Here is a 15,199-nt window from a genome sequence, read left to right as displayed (position 1 = left end):
CCTACACACTTTGTCCATACATTCAGACACATTGTCGGTGATGCAACATTTTTCCCGCAGCTTCGGTATAATCGCGCCCAACGCAAAACGCCGGAGCATCCGGTGTCAGCGTCCCTTCCAAAGGGAAGTTAAAGGGGAGTAGCTTGGGGGCCCATGCCCTTAGCACAATCGTCATTCCGAGGCGCTGACCCGTCTCCGGTTGTGCTGACCCTGGTACGCATACCGTGCCAGCGTGTCGAGCAAGACCTTTGCAACCTGGTGTTACGGTTTGCAAAGGCAGTCCCGCCCTTGTCGGCAACTTCCGTCGCTCCGTAATCCCAGGTGTCAAAAAACTTGCTGGCCCGATCGGCCCGCAGCAATTTGCACTTGAGGAGCCTACATGGAGTGGTTTACCGATCTGTTCACGATGCAGTTCCTGACAGCACTGCTGTCGATCGTCGTCATCGACCTGGTACTCGCCGGCGACAACGCCATCGTGATCGCCCTGGCGGCGCGTAACCTGCCGCCGCACCTGCAAAAGAAAGCCATTGTCTGGGGCACCATCGGCGCCGTGGTCGTGCGCTCGGCAATGACCATCGGCGTGGTCTGGCTGCTGAAGATCCCCGGCCTGCTGCTGGTGGGTGGCCTGGCGCTGGTCTGGATTGCCTACAAGCTCCTGGCCGCCGAGGAAGACGGTGACGAGCACGGCAGCGGCGCCAGCACGCTGGTGGGCGCGATGAAGACGATCATCATCGCCGACGCAGTCATGGGCGTGGACAACGTGCTGGCCGTGGCCGGCGCCGCCCACGGCAGCTTCCTGCTGGTGGTGCTGGGTCTGCTGATCAGTATTCCGATCGTGGTCTGGGGCTCGAGCCTGGTGCTCAAGCTGATGGCACGCTTCCCGTCCATCATCTACGTGGGTGCCGGCGTGCTGGCCTTCACGGCTGTGAAGATGATCCTGGGCGAGCCGATCACCAAGCCGTTCTTCGAGGCGCAACCCATCGTCAAGTGGGCGCTGTACCTGGTGATCGTCGGCGGTGTGCTGGGCGCCGGCTACCTGACGCAGAAGCGCCGGGAGCCGTCCACCCAAGCCAACTGACACCCCGCATCTGACGCAGAAAGCCGCCTTCGGGCGGCTTTCTGCTTTCAGGCTAAAATCCCCGCTTGCGGCCCGCGCGCCGACGTCACTTCCCACTTCCTGTTCCGATGAAACAGTACCTCGACTTCATGCGCCATGTGTACGAGCATGGCACCGAAAAGTCCGACCGCACCGGCACCGGTACGCGCTCGGTCTTCGGCTACCAGATGCGCTTCGACCTGAACGAGGGCTTTCCCGTCGTCACCACGAAAAAGCTGCACCTGAAGTCGATCATCCATGAACTGCTGTGGTTCCTGCAGGGCTCGACCAACATCCGGTACCTGAAGGAAAACGGCGTCACCATCTGGGACGAATGGGCCGATGCCAATGGCGAACTGGGTCCGATCTACGGCTACCAGTGGCGCGCATGGCCGACGCCGGACGGTCGCCATATCGACCAGATCACCGAGGTCGTGCGCCAGATCCGCGACAACCCCGATTCGCGCCGGCTGATCGTGTCGGCCTGGAACGTGGGCGAGATCCCGCAGATGAAACTGCCGCCCTGCCACGCGTTCTTCCAGTTCTACGTGGCCGACGGCAAGCTGTCCTGCCAGCTCTACCAGCGCAGCGCCGACATCTTCCTCGGCGTGCCGTTCAACATCGCCAGCTACGCGCTGCTGACGCACATGATCGCGCAGCAATGCGACCTGGGCGTGGGCGATTTCGTGTGGACCGGTGGCGACTGCCACATCTACAGCAACCACTTCGAGCAGGTGGCAACGCAGCTTTCGCGCGAGCCGATGAAGCTGCCAACGCTGCGAATCAAGCATCGTCCCGACAGCATCTTCGACTACAAGTACGACGATTTCGAGCTGGTCGGCTATGAGTCGCACCCCGCGATCAAGGCGCCGGTGGCCGTATGACGCTGCTGACACTGATCGTCGCGCGCGCGCGCAACGGCGTGATCGGCCGCGACAACACCTTGCCGTGGCGCCTGCCGGAAGACTTGCAGCATTTCAAGCGCACGACCATGGGCGCGCCGATCATCATGGGTCGCAAGACCTGGGATTCGATCGGGCGCCCGCTGCCGGGGCGCCGCAATATCGTGGTGAGCCGCAACCGCGACCTGCATATCGAGGGCGCTGATGTGGTGGGATCGATCGAGGATGCGCAACGGCTGTGCATAGGTGCGGAACAGGTATTCCTGATCGGCGGCGCGCAGCTCTATGCGGAGGCACTGCCGAGCGCCGATCGCCTGATCGTCACGGAAATCGACGCGGATGTGGAAGGCGATGCGTTCTTCCCGGCCGTGGACCGCACGACATGGGTCGAGACCGCGCGTGAGGTACACCATTCGGAAACGAATGGCTTCGACTATGCGTTCGTGACGTACGAACGGCCGGCGTCCGGGGAAGAATAAAAAAGGGCGGCGCAAACGGGTTCACCCGCTTGCGCCGCCCTTCGTCGTCCCTGATCGGCCCTTGTCGTCTCTCCCGTTCGGAAGAGACGCACAAACCATCAGTTCCCGGCGATCGTCATCTGCTCGATCAGGATCGAGCCAGTCTCCTTGGTGCCACGCACCAGCGCATCGGCACCAACAGCAACGATCTGGCGCAGCATCTCGACCATGTTGCCGGCAATCGTGATTTCCTCCACCGGATACTGGATCACGCCGTTTTCGACCCAGTAGCCCGAGGCGCCGCGCGAATAGTCGCCGGTCACGTAGTTCACGCCCTGCCCCATCAGCTCGGTCACCAGCAGACCGGTGCCCATCTTCTTCAGCATCCCGACGAAATCATCGCCCGCTTGCGTCTGCGAGCTGGTCAGCGTGAGGTTATGTGAGCCGCCCGCGTTGCCGGTAGTCTTCATGCCGAGTTTGCGTGCCGAGTACGTCGACAGGAAGTAGCCCTGCACCACGCCGTCGCGCACCACGTCGCGTTCGTGCGTGCGCACGCCCTCTTCGTCGAACGGCGCGCTGCCCATCGCGCCCGGCACGTGCGGCCGTTCGTAAACCTGGATATGCGGCGCGAAAACCTCCTTGCCCAGCGTGTCATACAGGAACGTCGACTTGCGATACAACGCGCCCCCCGACACCGCCTGCACGAACGCGCCCAGCAGGCCAGCAGCCAGTGGCGCCTCGAACAGCACCGGGCACTTGCGCGTGGACAGCTTGCGGGCGTTCAGGCGGGCCAGCGCGCGCTCCGCCGCATAGCGGCCAATCGCTTCCGGCTCAGCCAGCGCTCCAGGGGCGCGCTTCGACGAATACCAGTCATCCCGCTGCATGCCACCGCCCGAACCGGCGATTGGCGCACACGAGATGAAGTGGCGCGAGTAGGGATAGCCGCCCGAGAAGCCGCGCGACGTGGCCAGCACAAACTGCGAGTGCTGGGCCGACACGCTCGCGCCGTCGCTGTTGCGAATCTTCGGCGAGACGGCGAAAGCCGCCGCTTCGGCGCGGCGGGCAATGTCGATCGCGCCTTCGGCATCGATGGTCCACGGGTGGAACAGGTCCAGATCCTGGGGGTCGCGCTCCAGCAACTCTTCCTCGGCCAGGCCAGCGCAGTCATCCTCGGCCGTGAAACGGGCGATGTTGTACGCGGCTTCGGCCGTGGCGCGCAGCGCGGCGGCCGAAAAATCCGACGTGCTGGCATTGCCGCGACGCTTGCCGATCATCACCGTCACACCCACCACCTTGTCGCGGTTCTGCTCGATGGTTTCCACCTCGCCCTTGCGCACCGACACCGACAGGCCACTGCCCTCGGAAATCTCGGTGGCGGCATCCGTCGCGCCTAGCTCGCGTGCCACACGCAGCACATCGGCCGCCATGGTCTTGAGCTGGTCCTGGGTGTAGGTGAAATGCGCGGTCTGTTCGGCGGTCTGGCTCATATGGGCGGGCGTGATCAAAAGTCCAAACGGGAATCATAGCAAGATAAAATGCCGCCCATGACGCGAAATACCCGTAACAATCCCAATGGCCGATTCCCGGGCGCCTTTGCCCCGGAGGACGAGGACGACCTGCCCAAGAGCAAGTCCCAGCGCAAGCGCGATATGACGGCGCTGCAGGACATCGGCGCCGAGCTGGAGTCCCTGCCCAAGGACAGGCTGGCGCGCGTGCCCATGCCCGAGGCGCTGGCCGACGCGATCCACGCGGCCCGCAAGATCACGAGCCACGAAGGCAAGCGCCGCCAGATGCAGTTCGTCGGCAAGGTCATGCGTGGCCTGGATGACGACGAAATTGCCACCATCCGGGCGGCGCTGGAAGGCTTCAAGGGCACCAGCAAGGCCGAAACGGCCCGGATGCACCTGATCGAGCGCTGGCGCGAGTTGCTGCTGGCCGACGACGACGCGCTGACCAAGTTCCTTGGCGAGCACCCAAGCGTGGACGTGCAATCGGTACGCAACATCATCCGCAATGCCCGCAAGGAAAAGGAACTGGCCAAGCCGCCGAAGTACTTCCGCGAGTTGTTCCAGGCCATCAAGACCGCGCTGGAAGAGAAGGACGCCGACGCGGCCCCAGACAACGCACCGGAGCCCGAAGCATGAACCCGCAGACCCCGCTGACATCGCCCGTCGCCCGCAAGAGCCCAGACGAGCTGGTGGTCGGCTTTGTGTCGATTTCCGACCGGGCGTCGTCCGGCACGTATCAGGACGAAGGCATCCCTGCGCTGCGCGACTGGTTCGGCAAGACGCTGACCACGCCGTGGCAGTCTGTGGAACGTCTGATTCCCGACGAGCAGGCGCAGATTTCGCGCACGCTGATCGAACTGGTGGACGTGGCTGGCTGTGACCTGGTGCTGACCACGGGCGGCACCGGCCCTGCGCGCCGCGACGTGACGCCGGAAGCCACGCTGGCCGTCGGCACCAAGGAAATGCCGGGTTTCGGCGAGCAGATGCGCCAGGTCAGCCTGCATTTCGTGCCGACCGCGATTCTGTCGCGCCAAGTGGCCGTGATCCGCGAAACGCCGAGCCGCGCCGCGCTGATCGTGAACCTGCCCGGCCAGCCGCGCGCCATCCGCGAAACGCTGGAAGGCCTGCGCGATGCCGATGGCAAGTCGATCGTTCAGGGGGTGTTCGCGGCCATGCCGTATTGCATCGACCTGATCGGCGGGCCGTACATCGAGACCGATGAAGCGGTGGTCAAGGCCTGGCGGCCGAAGAACGCCGTGCGCGCGAAGCCGGCATCAGCTTGAGGTTTGACGTTTGATGTTTGACGTTTTCTCCCCACACCCGCCCGGCGGGAGCGGGGAGAAGACTGAAAGGTTCACTTCAAACCCAGGTACAGCCCGATCGGCACGAATACCACCGCCGCGATATTGCCGAGCAGCACGATCGACGCCACCTGATCCGGCTCCTGCCGGAAGTGGTCGGCTACCAGGAAGTTCAGCACTGCCGGCGGAAGCGCCGCGAAGACGAACAGCAGCCCGCGTTGCAGGTCGGTCATCGGCACCCACCAGGCCAGTCCCAGCGCCACGACGATCCCCGCCAGCGGGCAAACCGCTGCGCCCAGCACCCCCATCCCCCAGTTGCGCAGGCTGACGTCCTTCATACGCACGCCGAGCGCGAACAGCATCAGCGGCACCGTGGCATCGCCCAGCAGCTTGATGGACTCGTAGACCGGCTCGGGCAAGGTGAAGTAGGGCTTCGCCAGCGACAACGCCACACCGGCCACCGTGGCCAGCACCATCGGGTTGCGTGCGATCTGCGCCATCGATGCATGCCGGTTGACGATCTTCATGCCGACCGTGAAATGCATCAGGTTCGATGCCGCGAACAGCGCCACGGCCGGCGCCAGGCCTGCCGGACCGAATGCGAACACCGACAGCGGCAGGCCCATGTTGCCGCAGTTGTTGAACATCATCGGCGGCACGAATGTGCGCGGATTGGCCCCGATCATCCGTGCCACGAGCCAGGCAAGCACCCCCGAGCCGATCACCACGGCCACCGCGCAGGCCAGCAGGACAAGCTGGTCGGCCAGCACGAAGTCCTTGCTGATGAACGCCGACACCACAAGTAACGGCGCAATCACTTCCAGCGTCGCCCGGTTGATGCCAGTCATGTCCGGATGGGCACGGCGTCCGTAGAGCCAGCCAATCAGGATGATCAGGATGACCGGGGTGATGATCGAGACGATGCGCGTGAACATGGGCGGGGGCGACAGGGTGGCGCGGCGGAGGCCGCGCACCGGCCCGCCACGTGGAGGTACTACTTTTGAACGGTCAGGCTGCTGGTGCCTGGGGTGCGTCGGGCGCCTCGGGCGTGGCGGAGGCCGACGTCTTGATGAAATGCTGGCGGTAGTAGCGCAGTTCTTCCACCGATTCCAGAATGTCCGCCAGGGCCGTGTGAAGCTGGCGCTTGGTGAAACCCTTGTGGATCGCCGGTTCCCAGCGCTTGCAGAGTTCCTTGAGCGTCGAGACGTCCAGGTTGCGGTAGTGGAAGAACGACTCGAGCTTGGGCATGTAGCGCGCCATGAAGCGACGGTCCTGGCAGATCGAATTACCGCACATCGGCGACTTGTTGGCCGGCACCCAGCGCTTCAGGAACGCCAGCAATTCGGCCTCGGCCTGGGCTTCGGTCAGCGTGGACGCCTTGACCTTGTCGATCAGGCCCGAGCGACCGTGGGTGCCCTTGTTCCAGTTATCCATCGCGTCCAGCACGGCATCCGGCTGATGGATCACCAGCACCGGCCCTTCGGCCAGGATATTGAGTTCGGAGTCAGTGACCACTACCGCCACTTCGATAATCCGGTCGGTGTCCGGCTGCAGGCCGGTCATTTCCATGTCCAACCAGACGAGGTTGTTTTCACTTTTGACGGAGGATGCGGAAGGACTTGTCATTCTGGCGGTACGGCTCGATATGGAGGTCGGATAAGAGCGCCCGACGGATTACCCAAAGGTACGGCGGGCGAACAATTTATAATTCTCGCATATCCGCCCCGATGGCCAGGTATGCATGTCTTCCGCCGCGCCATCGTCAACAAGGCCCACAGATGTTCACGCTGATCTTTCTTGCCGCACTGGTTGTCATGGTGCTGACCAAACTCTGGCTGGCCAGCCGCCAGATTCGCCATGTGGGCCGTCATCGCGGCGCCGTGCCGGAACGCTTTGCCGACACCATCACATTGTCCGCCCACCAGAAAGCGGCGGACTACACCATCGCACGCACGCGGCTGTCGATGCTCGAGGTGCTGGCCGGCGCGGCCGTCCTGATCGGCTTCACGCTGCTGGGCGGCCTGCACGCGCTGAACCAGCTCTGGCTGCACGTATTCGGCGGCGGTGGCTACTTCTATGGCGTCGCGCTGATCGCCAGCGTGGTACTGATTGGCGGGCTGATTGACCTGCCCTTCTCGCTCTACGGCCAGTTCGTGGTCGAAGAGCGCTTCGGCTTTAACAAGATGACGTTCGGCCTGTGGCTGGCGGACTTGCTCAAGATGGCCGTGGTGGCCTGCGTGCTGGGCCTGCCGCTGCTGCTGGCCGTGCTGTGGCTGATGGACCAGGCCGGCACGTACTGGTGGGTCTGGACCTGGCTGCTGTGGATGGCGTTCAGCCTGCTGCTGCAGGTGATCTTCCCGACCTTCATCGCCCCGCTGTTCAACAAGTTCGAACCGCTCAACGACGAAACCCTGCGCGAGCGCATCGAGGCGCTGCTGCGCAAGTGCGGCTTTGCCAGCAAGGGCCTGTTCGTGATGGATGGCAGCCGGCGCAGCGCCCATGGCAACGCTTATTTCACAGGCTTTGGCGCATCGAAGCGCATCGTGTTCTTCGACACCCTGCTGTCGCGCCTGGATGGCGAGGAAGTGGAAGCGGTGCTGGCGCACGAACTGGGCCACTTCAAGCGTCGTCACGTGGCCAAGATGATGATCGTGACGTTTGCGCTGTCGCTGGTGTTCCTGGCCCTGCTCGGCTGGCTGGCCACGCGCGAATGGTTCTTCACCGGGCTGGGCGTGCTGCCGAACTTCGGCAGCAGCAACCACGCGCTGGCGCTGGTGCTGTTCTTCCTGACGCTGCCGGTATTCACGTTCTTCCTGGGCCCCCTGGCCAGCGTATCGTCGCGCAAGCATGAGTTCGAGGCCGACGAATTCGCCGCGCACCAGACCAATGCTGGCCATCTGGTCTCGGCGCTGGTCAAGCTGTACAAGGACAACGCCTCGACGCTGACCCCCGACCCGCTCTACAGCGCGTTCTACTACTCGCATCCGCCCGCAGCCCAGCGGATCGACCGCCTGCTGGCGCACGCATGACCCGCAGCGCGCGCCATCACAACGCCGGGAAAGGCACCGGCAAGAACGACTCGAGCGAATCGGCACTGATTGTCGCGGCACACGGCCGGCACTATGTCGTGGAACGCGCGGACGGCACGCACCTGCATGCGTTTCCGCGTGGCAAGAAGAGCGATGCCGCCGTGGGCGACCATGTACGCGTGGAACTGGCCTCGGTGGATCAGGGTGTGATCACCGCGATCGATCCGCGCAAGAACCTGCTGCACCGCTCCGACCAGTTCAAGTCGAAGCTGCTGGCTGCGAATATCGACCAGGTCATCATCGTCCTGGCCACCGAGCCCAGCTTCTCCGAAGACCTGCTGGGCCGCGCCCTGGTATCGGCCGAAGCGCTGGAAATCCGGCCGCTGGTGATCCTGAACAAGACCGACCTGACCGCGCGGCTCGATGACGCGCGGCGGCGGCTGAAGCTCTACCAGGACCTGGGCTACGAGACGCTGGAGCTATCCGTGCACGGGCGCCCGGAAGAGGCGCTCGCCGCGCTCAAGCCGCGTACGGCGGGCGTCTCCAGCATCATGATCGGCCAGTCCGGCATGGGCAAGTCGTCGCTGCTGAACCTGCTGATCCCGGGTGTGGAAGCGCAGACGCGCGAGATCTCCGCGAAGCTCGACTCGGGCAAGCACACCACCACGTTCACCCGCCTGTACCACCTGCCCGAGGAATGGGCAGTGGTCGACGGCCGTCCGGGCTATCTGATCGACTCGCCAGGCTTCCAGGAATTCGGACTGCACCACCTGAGCGAAGGCATGCTCGAGCGGGCATTTCCGGAGTTCCGGCCACGGCTGACCGAATGCCGATTCTACAACTGCCATCACATCAACGAGCCAGGCTGCGGGGTGCTGCAGGCCATCGACGACGGCACGATTTCCACCCGCCGGCATCAGCTCTACACGCAGTTGCTGCACGAGTCACGCCAGCAGAAGCCGTGGTAAGGTAAGCGCACCTGCCCGTTCGCTTCGCACCATCATGAAACTGCTGCTGAGGACGCCATCGCTGGTCCACGCCGCGCACTGCGAAAACGTGCTGCGCGCGGCGGGCATCCAGGCCGAGGTCCGCAACACATGGCTGGCGGGCGCGGCGGGTGATATCCCGCTGCAGGAAAGCGCACCTCAGGTTTGGATTCTCGATGACTCTACCGAAACCGATGCCTGGGCGGTGCTGAATGCCGCGGCAAACCCGAGGCCGGGTCCGCACTGGCAGTGCCGGCACTGCGGAGAATGGCATGAGGCGCAGTTCGCGGCGTGCTGGCGCTGTGGGCAGCCACAGGAGCAGGCCGTCGGATAGACCAGCCATCGGCCGCCGGGAGAAAGAAAAAAGCGCCAACGTGGCGCTTTTTTCTTTGCGAGAGTCGCTGCGGGCTCAACCCACCCACAACGCCAGCGAGATCATCGCCAGCAGAATCATCCAGAGGACCACGGCACGCCAGACCAGACCAACCGCCGATTGCAGCGTGCGAACACCCGGATCGCTGCCGAATTCGGGCGGCACGGGGTCCGAACCATCGTCCATGCCAGGAGCATAGTCGACGCCCGCCACGCTCATGCGCAGCATCACACTCGAATCGTCCTCGGCCAGCGGCGCGCCGAGCCGGACGCCAAGCGCCCCGCCACCACTGGCAAGCAGGATGCCGTTGACCGCATCGTTCCATTTGCGCGCGTGGTTGCGCCACGCGTAGACCGCATCCTCGAAGTTGCCGACGATCGCAAATCCGATCGAGGTCAGGCGCGACGGGACCCAATCGAGCACGTAGAACGCCTGCGCGGCAAAGCAACCCAGGGCCGGGCTGCGTTCGTTGGACGGGCTGTTCCACTGCCGGCTCAGATACTCGGCGGTGCGATAGAGGATCACGCCACCCGGGCCGATCGGCACCAGGAACCAGAAGAACACGCCAAAGACATGGCGGTGCACGGCGACGATCGCCGCTTCAAGCGTATGACGCACGATCTCGCTGACCGGCATTTCGACGGTATCGAGCCCGGTCCACTCGTGCAGGATCGTCCTCGCGGTATGCAGGTCGTCGCGGTTGAGCGCCTCGTGGATGTCGGTGAAGTAGTGGCTGAACTGCCGGAACCCGAGGGTCAGGTACAGCAGCAGCACATTCCAGACCAGCGTCAGCGCGATGCTGATCGAAGACAGCAGATAGTGGACGATCACTACCGCCAGCGTCAGCGGTAATACCACGGTCAGCCAGGCCAGCGCGGCGTCGCGCGGGCGACCGGTATCGAATGCGTGCTCGGCCCGGTCGCCCAGCACGCGCACGATGTCGAAAATCGGATTGTTCCGACCCAAGGCGCGGAACTGTTCGGCAATCAGCGCCAGAAGAATGGAAACGAAAGTCATCGGGTGACGATTAATCGGTGTGCGGCGAAGTGCCGCGGCGGTCCCTTGGCCGTATAGCCAGACGATAGCATAGCGCTTCGGTGGCTTTGCAATACTCGTGTAAGCACTGGTAAGCAAAAAGCTAAAAGCGGCAAAAACACAAAACGCCCGCCGAAGCGGGCGTCAATGCCACGGGGTAGGAAACGGATGAGCCGGTCAGGAGAGATCGAAGACCAGCACCTCGGCCCCGCTGCCTTGCGACAGGTTCACGGTTTCCACGTCTTCCAGCTTCGCGGCGTCGCCAGCCTCGAGCGCCTGGCCGTTCATGCTGATGCGCCCACGCGCCACGTGGACATAGGCGCGACGGCCCGGTGCCAACGACAGCGTGGCAGTTTCATCGCCATCGAACAGGCCCGCGTATAGGCGCACATCCTGATGGATCACCACCGAACCTTCGGCGCCGTCCGGGCTACCCACCAGGCGCAGGCGACCGCGCTTGTCGGCGGCTTCGAAGTGCTTCTCCTCGTATCCGGGTTCGATGCCGGTCTCGTTCGGCATGATCCAGATCTGCAGGAAATGCGTCGTATCGTGCGCCGCGTGGTTGTATTCCGAATGACGCACGCCCGTGCCGGCGCTCATGCGCTGCACATCCCCCGGACGGATCACGCTGCCGTTGCCCATGCTGTCCTTGTGGGCCAGCTCGCCTTCAAGCACATAGCTGATGATCTCCATGTCCCGGTGCCCGTGCGTGCCGAAGCCCATGCCCGGCGCCACACGGTCTTCGTTGATCACGCGCAGCGACCCGAACTGGACATGGCGCGGATCGTAGTAATCAGCAAACGAGAAGCTGTGGTACGACTTGAGCCAGCCATGGTCCGCATACCCACGCTCTTCAGATTTACGGATTTCAATCATTTTGATGGCCCTCCTTGTGGCCTGGCTATCGACCCAGATGGCTAGATCCATATGGGTCAGGGGCGTTTCGATGCTAGGCAGTTTAGGGCAGCGGGAGTATATTGGCGGGCACCACATTAGAAGCAGTCATTCAGAAAATCTGAATATGGCCCTGTCCCTGGAATCCCTCGAAGTCCTTGACGCCATCGAGCGCAAAGGCAGCTTTGCCGCCGCCGCCCACGAGATGGGCAAGGTGCCCTCCGCCCTGACCTATGTCGTCCGCAAGCTCGAGGAAGATCTCGACGTGCTGCTGTTCGACCGGCGCCGCCATCGCGCCGAGTTGACACCGGCTGGCCGGGCGCTGCTCGACGAGGGCCGCCACCTCCTGCGCGCGGCCGACGACCTGGAGCGACGCGTCAAGCGACTGGCCACCGGCTGGGAGGCCAGCCTGAACATCACCGTCGACGACCTCGTCAATTTCCGCGCCCTGCTGCCCGTGATCCAGGATTTCTACGCCGAGAACACCGCCACGCGGCTGCGCTTTTCCAAGGAGGTGCTGGGTGGCGCATGGGATGCGCTGGTCAGCAATCGCGCGGATCTGATCATCGGCGGCGCCTACGAGGCGCCAAGCACGCAGGGCTTCCAGGTGCGTGCCCTTGGTGCCATGCCATTCGTGTTCGCGGTGGCCGCGCATCATCCGCTGGCCGCCATTGAAGGGCCGCTCACGACGATCGAGATCGCCAAGCACCGCATCGTGGCCGTGGGCGATACGTCGCGCAACCTGCCCGCGCGCACCCACGGCGTGCTGGCCGGCCAGGATGTGCTGGTGGTGCCCACCATGCGCGACAAGCTCGAAGCGCAGATCCGCGGCCTGGGCTGCGGCTGGCTGCCCGCGCCACTGGCCCAACCGCATATCGAAAGCGGCGTGCTGCAGGCCCGGGAGACCGTGGAGGTACGCGCCCCCGGAAACTTCAAGGTAGCCTGGCGGACGAACACGCGCGGCAAGGCGCTGCAGTGGTGGACGAACAAGCTCGAGGACCCTCGGCTGGCACAGGCGCTATTGCTTCAGCCGGCGCACTCTCCGCTAGATCAGACCGATTGAAACAGAGCGACTGAAACAGGTCGACTGAATCCCGCAGTTCCATGTCACAACGCTACCGGGGCCGCTTTGCGCCCTCCCCCTCTGGCCCACTCCATCTGGGCTCCCTGGTTACCGCGCTGGCGAGCTGGCTGGACGCGCGCGCCCATGGCGGCGACTGGCTCGTGCGGATCGAGGACATCGACTACCCGCGCTGCGTCAGGGGCGCCGACGATGACATCCTGCGCACGCTCGACGCGCTGGGCCTGCACCCGGACGAACCGCCCGTCTGGCAAAGCCGTCGCGAGGGCCTGTACGCGGAGGCGCTGCGCCAGCTCGACGCCGCCGGCAATCTCTACCCGTGCGGCTGCACACGCAAGGAAATCGCTGATTCGCTCGTGCACGTGCGCGAACGGCATCAGACACTCGGCTACCCGGGCACTTGCCGCAATGGCCTGCATGGCAAGCTGCCACGTGCCTGGCGCGTGCGCGTGCCAGATGGCCCGGCGGCAACGATCTGCTTTGACGACCGCTGGCAGGGCCGCCAATGCCAGAACCTGGAAACGGAACTCGGGGATTTCGTACTGAGACGGGCCGATGGGCTATGGGCCTATCAGCTTGCGGTCGTGGTCGATGACGCCGCGCAGGGCATCACGCATATCGTGCGCGGAGCGGACCTGCTGGATTCGACACCGCGACAGATCCACCTCCAGCATTTGCTGGGCTTGCCGACGCCGGGCTATCTGCACGTGCCGGTGGTGGTCAACGCAGTCGGAGAGAAATTGAGCAAGCAGAGCGGCGCGCAAGCGCTCGATGCTTCGGCGCCGCTCGATGCGCTCCGCACCGCGGGAACGCATCTGGGCATCGTGAATCAGGAGAAGACCGTGGCCGCCTGGCTGGCGACCGCAACCGGTCAGTGGCTGGAACGGCTTCGCGCCGTTCAGGACTTGCGCGGCGCGCCGCCCAGCAGCGCGGCCACGGGGCGCTTGGGCGCCTGACGTCCACGCGTCAGCGCGGCGGCCAGTTGTTCCTCGGTCTTCGGTGCCGGCGTGTAGTTGCCTGACGGCTCGTACGGACGCGAGAAGAACGGATCGTCCGACGGACGGAACGCCTGGCGACCATTCGGCTCGGTACGGCGGCGGCGCTGCTGCTCCTCGCCCTCGCCATTGTCGCGAACGCGGCGAACTTCCGAACGCGCGCGGCGACGATCGCTGTCTTCCTGACGCGCACGCTCGCCGGTCGGATCGAAGCCGTCCAGCGAGCCACGCGGAATGCTGCGCTTGATCAGCTTCTCGATATCGGCCAGCAGACGGTCGTCATTGCCCGGCACGAAGATCGAAAGCGCGTCGCCGCTGGCGCCAGCCCGGCCTGTGCGGCCGATGCGGTGCACGTAGTCTTCCGCACTGAACGGCAGGTCGAAGTTGATCACGCAGGGCATGGCGGGAATGTCCAGACCACGGGCCGCCACATCGGTGGCCACCAGCGCGTCGATCGTGCCATTCTTGAAACCGTCGAGCGTCTGCATACGCTCGGTCTGCGTCTTGTCGCCGTGAATCGCGGCGGCGTTGATGCCCTCGCGCTCCAGATGACGCGCCAGACGCGAGCAACCAATCTTGCTGTTGACGAAAACGATGCACTGGCGCGACTGCTGTTCGTTGGCGCGCTGCTTGAGCAGATGCACCACGGCGGCCTGCTTGTGGCCATCCTGCACCTGATACACCACCTGACGCACGTTCTCGTTGGTCGAGTTGCTGCGCGCCACTTCGATCGTCACCGGCTGCTTCAGGTAGCTGGAGGCCAGCTTCTTGATTTCGGGCGAGAACGTGGCCGAGAACAGCAGCGTCTGGCGCTGCGCCGGCAGCAGGTTGATGATGCGTTGCAGGTCGGGCAGGAAGCCCATGTCGAGCATGCGGTCGGCTTCGTCGAGCACCAGCATCTGCACCTGCGACAGGTTCACCGACTTCTGCTGCACGTGATCGAGCAGACGACCCGGCGTGGCCACGAGGATTTCCACGCCACGGCGCAGCGCATCGGTCTGCGGGTTCATGTCGACGCCACCGAAGACCACCGTGCTGCGCAGGTCAGTGTGCTTGGCATACCGGGCGACGTTGTCGTAGACCTGATCGGCCAGTTCGCGCGTCGGCGTCAGCATCAGCGCGCGCACCGGGTGACGCGCCGGAGAGGCACTCGCGTTGGCGAGCGGCAGCAGACGCTGAATGATCGGCAGCGCGAAACCAGCGGTCTTGCCGGTGCCCGTCTGCGCGGCGCCCATCACATCCTTGCCCAGCAACACCACGGGAATCGCCTGCGCCTGAATCGGCGTCGGCTTGGTGTAACCCTGTTCGGTCAAGGCGCGCAGAACGCGCGGATCCAGCCCGAAGCTTTCGAACGTCTGCTCTGCTGCTGGGGCCTGGTCTTGTGTGGTTGTCATCGTCATGGTTGAGGTGTCTGTGCAGGGCGCGAAGCCGTCGCAATCGGACACGCGTCTGGAACTGAGACCGGGCAAAGGGTGAATTGCCCGGAAAATCAAAGACTTGGATTCTACCATTACTGCCCGGGCGCGGTCATCCCGGACGCT

General features: G+C 64.3%; 16 protein-coding genes. 10 read left to right on the top strand and 6 right to left on the bottom strand.

All coding sequences use genetic code 11. From position 1 onward, the window contains the following. Nucleotides 1-379: 379 nt before the first annotated feature. The 3 genes from D769_RS22915 (at nt 380) to D769_RS22905 (ending at nt 2,477) form a co-directional block, all read left to right on the top strand. A complete protein-coding gene (locus D769_RS22915; protein ID WP_008649936.1) occupies nt 380-1,078 on the top strand; it encodes a TerC family protein in 699 nt (232 codons plus the stop codon). Between the two features lie 107 nt (nt 1,079-1,185). Continuing rightward, complete coding sequence (locus D769_RS22910; RefSeq protein ID WP_008649935.1) at nt 1,186-1,980, top strand: thymidylate synthase; 795 nt, start codon at nt 1,186-1,188, stop codon at nt 1,978-1,980. Further along, entirely contained in the window at nt 1,977-2,477 is a 501-nt protein-coding gene (locus D769_RS22905; RefSeq protein WP_008649934.1) for a dihydrofolate reductase, read from the top strand. Before D769_RS22910 ends, D769_RS22905 begins: the two co-directional genes overlap by 4 nt. A gap of 98 nt (nt 2,478-2,575) precedes the next feature. Here the strand turns inward: D769_RS22905 and pmbA are convergent, their stop codons facing one another. Further along, nucleotides 2,576-3,943 carry a metalloprotease PmbA gene (pmbA, locus tag D769_RS22900; protein WP_008649933.1) on the bottom strand — a complete coding sequence of 456 codons (1,368 nt, stop codon included), beginning with the start codon at nt 3,941-3,943 and terminating at the stop codon, nt 2,576-2,578. Nucleotides 3,944-3,991: 48 nt separating this feature from the next. Here pmbA and yjgA point away from each other — a divergent pair, with 48 nt between their 5' ends. Beyond that, entirely contained in the window at nt 3,992-4,600 is a 609-nt protein-coding gene (gene yjgA / locus D769_RS22895; protein ID WP_008649932.1) for a ribosome biogenesis factor YjgA, read from the top strand. Next, nucleotides 4,597-5,247 (top strand): molybdopterin adenylyltransferase, encoded by a 651-nt coding sequence (gene mog / locus D769_RS22890; protein WP_008649931.1) that lies wholly within the window; start codon nt 4,597-4,599, stop codon nt 5,245-5,247. Before yjgA ends, mog begins: the two co-directional genes overlap by 4 nt. Nucleotides 5,248-5,318: 71 nt before the next feature. On the opposite strand, the gene D769_RS22885 is transcribed toward mog, so the two are convergent. Then, entirely contained in the window at nt 5,319-6,200 is an 882-nt protein-coding gene (locus tag D769_RS22885) for an AEC family transporter (protein WP_008649930.1), read from the bottom strand. A 73-nt stretch (nt 6,201-6,273) separates the two neighbouring features. Next, the gene (gene orn / locus D769_RS22880) at nt 6,274-6,891 is read right to left on the bottom strand and encodes an oligoribonuclease (RefSeq protein WP_040011205.1); all 618 of its coding nucleotides are present in this window, start codon (nt 6,889-6,891) and stop codon (nt 6,274-6,276) included. 152 nt (nt 6,892-7,043) lie between these two features. Here orn and D769_RS22875 point away from each other — a divergent pair, with 152 nt between their 5' ends. Genes D769_RS22875 through D769_RS22865 form a run of 3 tightly spaced genes read left to right on the top strand, consistent with a single transcriptional unit; the run spans nt 7,044 to nt 9,614 of the window. Beyond that, the gene (locus D769_RS22875) at nt 7,044-8,294 is read left to right on the top strand and encodes a M48 family metallopeptidase (RefSeq protein ID WP_008649928.1); all 1,251 of its coding nucleotides are present in this window, start codon (nt 7,044-7,046) and stop codon (nt 8,292-8,294) included. After that, nucleotides 8,291-9,262, top strand: a complete 972-nt coding sequence (gene rsgA, locus D769_RS22870) for a ribosome small subunit-dependent GTPase A (protein WP_008649927.1) — start codon at nt 8,291-8,293, stop codon at nt 9,260-9,262. The genes D769_RS22875 and rsgA overlap by 4 nt, the downstream gene beginning before the upstream one ends. Before the next feature lie 34 nt (nt 9,263-9,296). Further along, the gene (locus D769_RS22865; RefSeq protein ID WP_008649925.1) at nt 9,297-9,614 is read left to right on the top strand and encodes a DUF2007 domain-containing protein; all 318 of its coding nucleotides are present in this window, start codon (nt 9,297-9,299) and stop codon (nt 9,612-9,614) included. Between the two features lie 75 nt (nt 9,615-9,689). On the opposite strand, the gene D769_RS22860 is transcribed toward D769_RS22865, so the two are convergent. Together D769_RS22860 and D769_RS22855 are read right to left on the bottom strand one after the other, a co-directional pair. Further along, a complete protein-coding gene (locus D769_RS22860) occupies nt 9,690-10,670 on the bottom strand; it encodes a CobD/CbiB family protein (RefSeq protein WP_008649924.1) in 981 nt (326 codons plus the stop codon). Between the two features lie 195 nt (nt 10,671-10,865). Further along, complete coding sequence (locus tag D769_RS22855; RefSeq protein ID WP_008649922.1) at nt 10,866-11,564, bottom strand: pirin family protein; 699 nt, start codon at nt 11,562-11,564, stop codon at nt 10,866-10,868. 145 nt (nt 11,565-11,709) lie between these two features. Between D769_RS22855 and D769_RS22850 the strand changes: the two genes are divergently transcribed. Then, nucleotides 11,710-12,645, top strand: coding sequence for a LysR family transcriptional regulator (locus D769_RS22850; RefSeq protein ID WP_008649920.1), 936 nt, complete (start codon nt 11,710-11,712; stop codon nt 12,643-12,645). A 41-nt stretch (nt 12,646-12,686) separates the two neighbouring features. Then, nucleotides 12,687-13,619: a tRNA glutamyl-Q(34) synthetase GluQRS gene (gluQRS, locus tag D769_RS22845; protein WP_040011204.1), complete on the top strand. Its 933-nt coding sequence runs from the start codon at nt 12,687-12,689 to the stop codon at nt 13,617-13,619. Here the strand turns inward: gluQRS and D769_RS22840 are convergent. Continuing rightward, nucleotides 13,562-15,058, bottom strand: coding sequence for a DEAD/DEAH box helicase (locus D769_RS22840; protein ID WP_008649914.1), 1,497 nt, complete (start codon nt 15,056-15,058; stop codon nt 13,562-13,564). The two genes, gluQRS and D769_RS22840, sit on opposite strands and share 58 nt — an antisense overlap. Nucleotides 15,059-15,199: the final 141 nt, after the last annotated feature.

The sequence above is a fragment of the Cupriavidus sp. HMR-1 genome, assembly GCF_000319775.1.
GTDB classification, from domain to species: Bacteria; Pseudomonadota; Gammaproteobacteria; order Burkholderiales; family Burkholderiaceae; genus Cupriavidus; species Cupriavidus metallidurans.
Note: the sequence above shows the minus strand (reverse complement) of the source record. Positions and strands in the feature narration are given on the sequence as shown.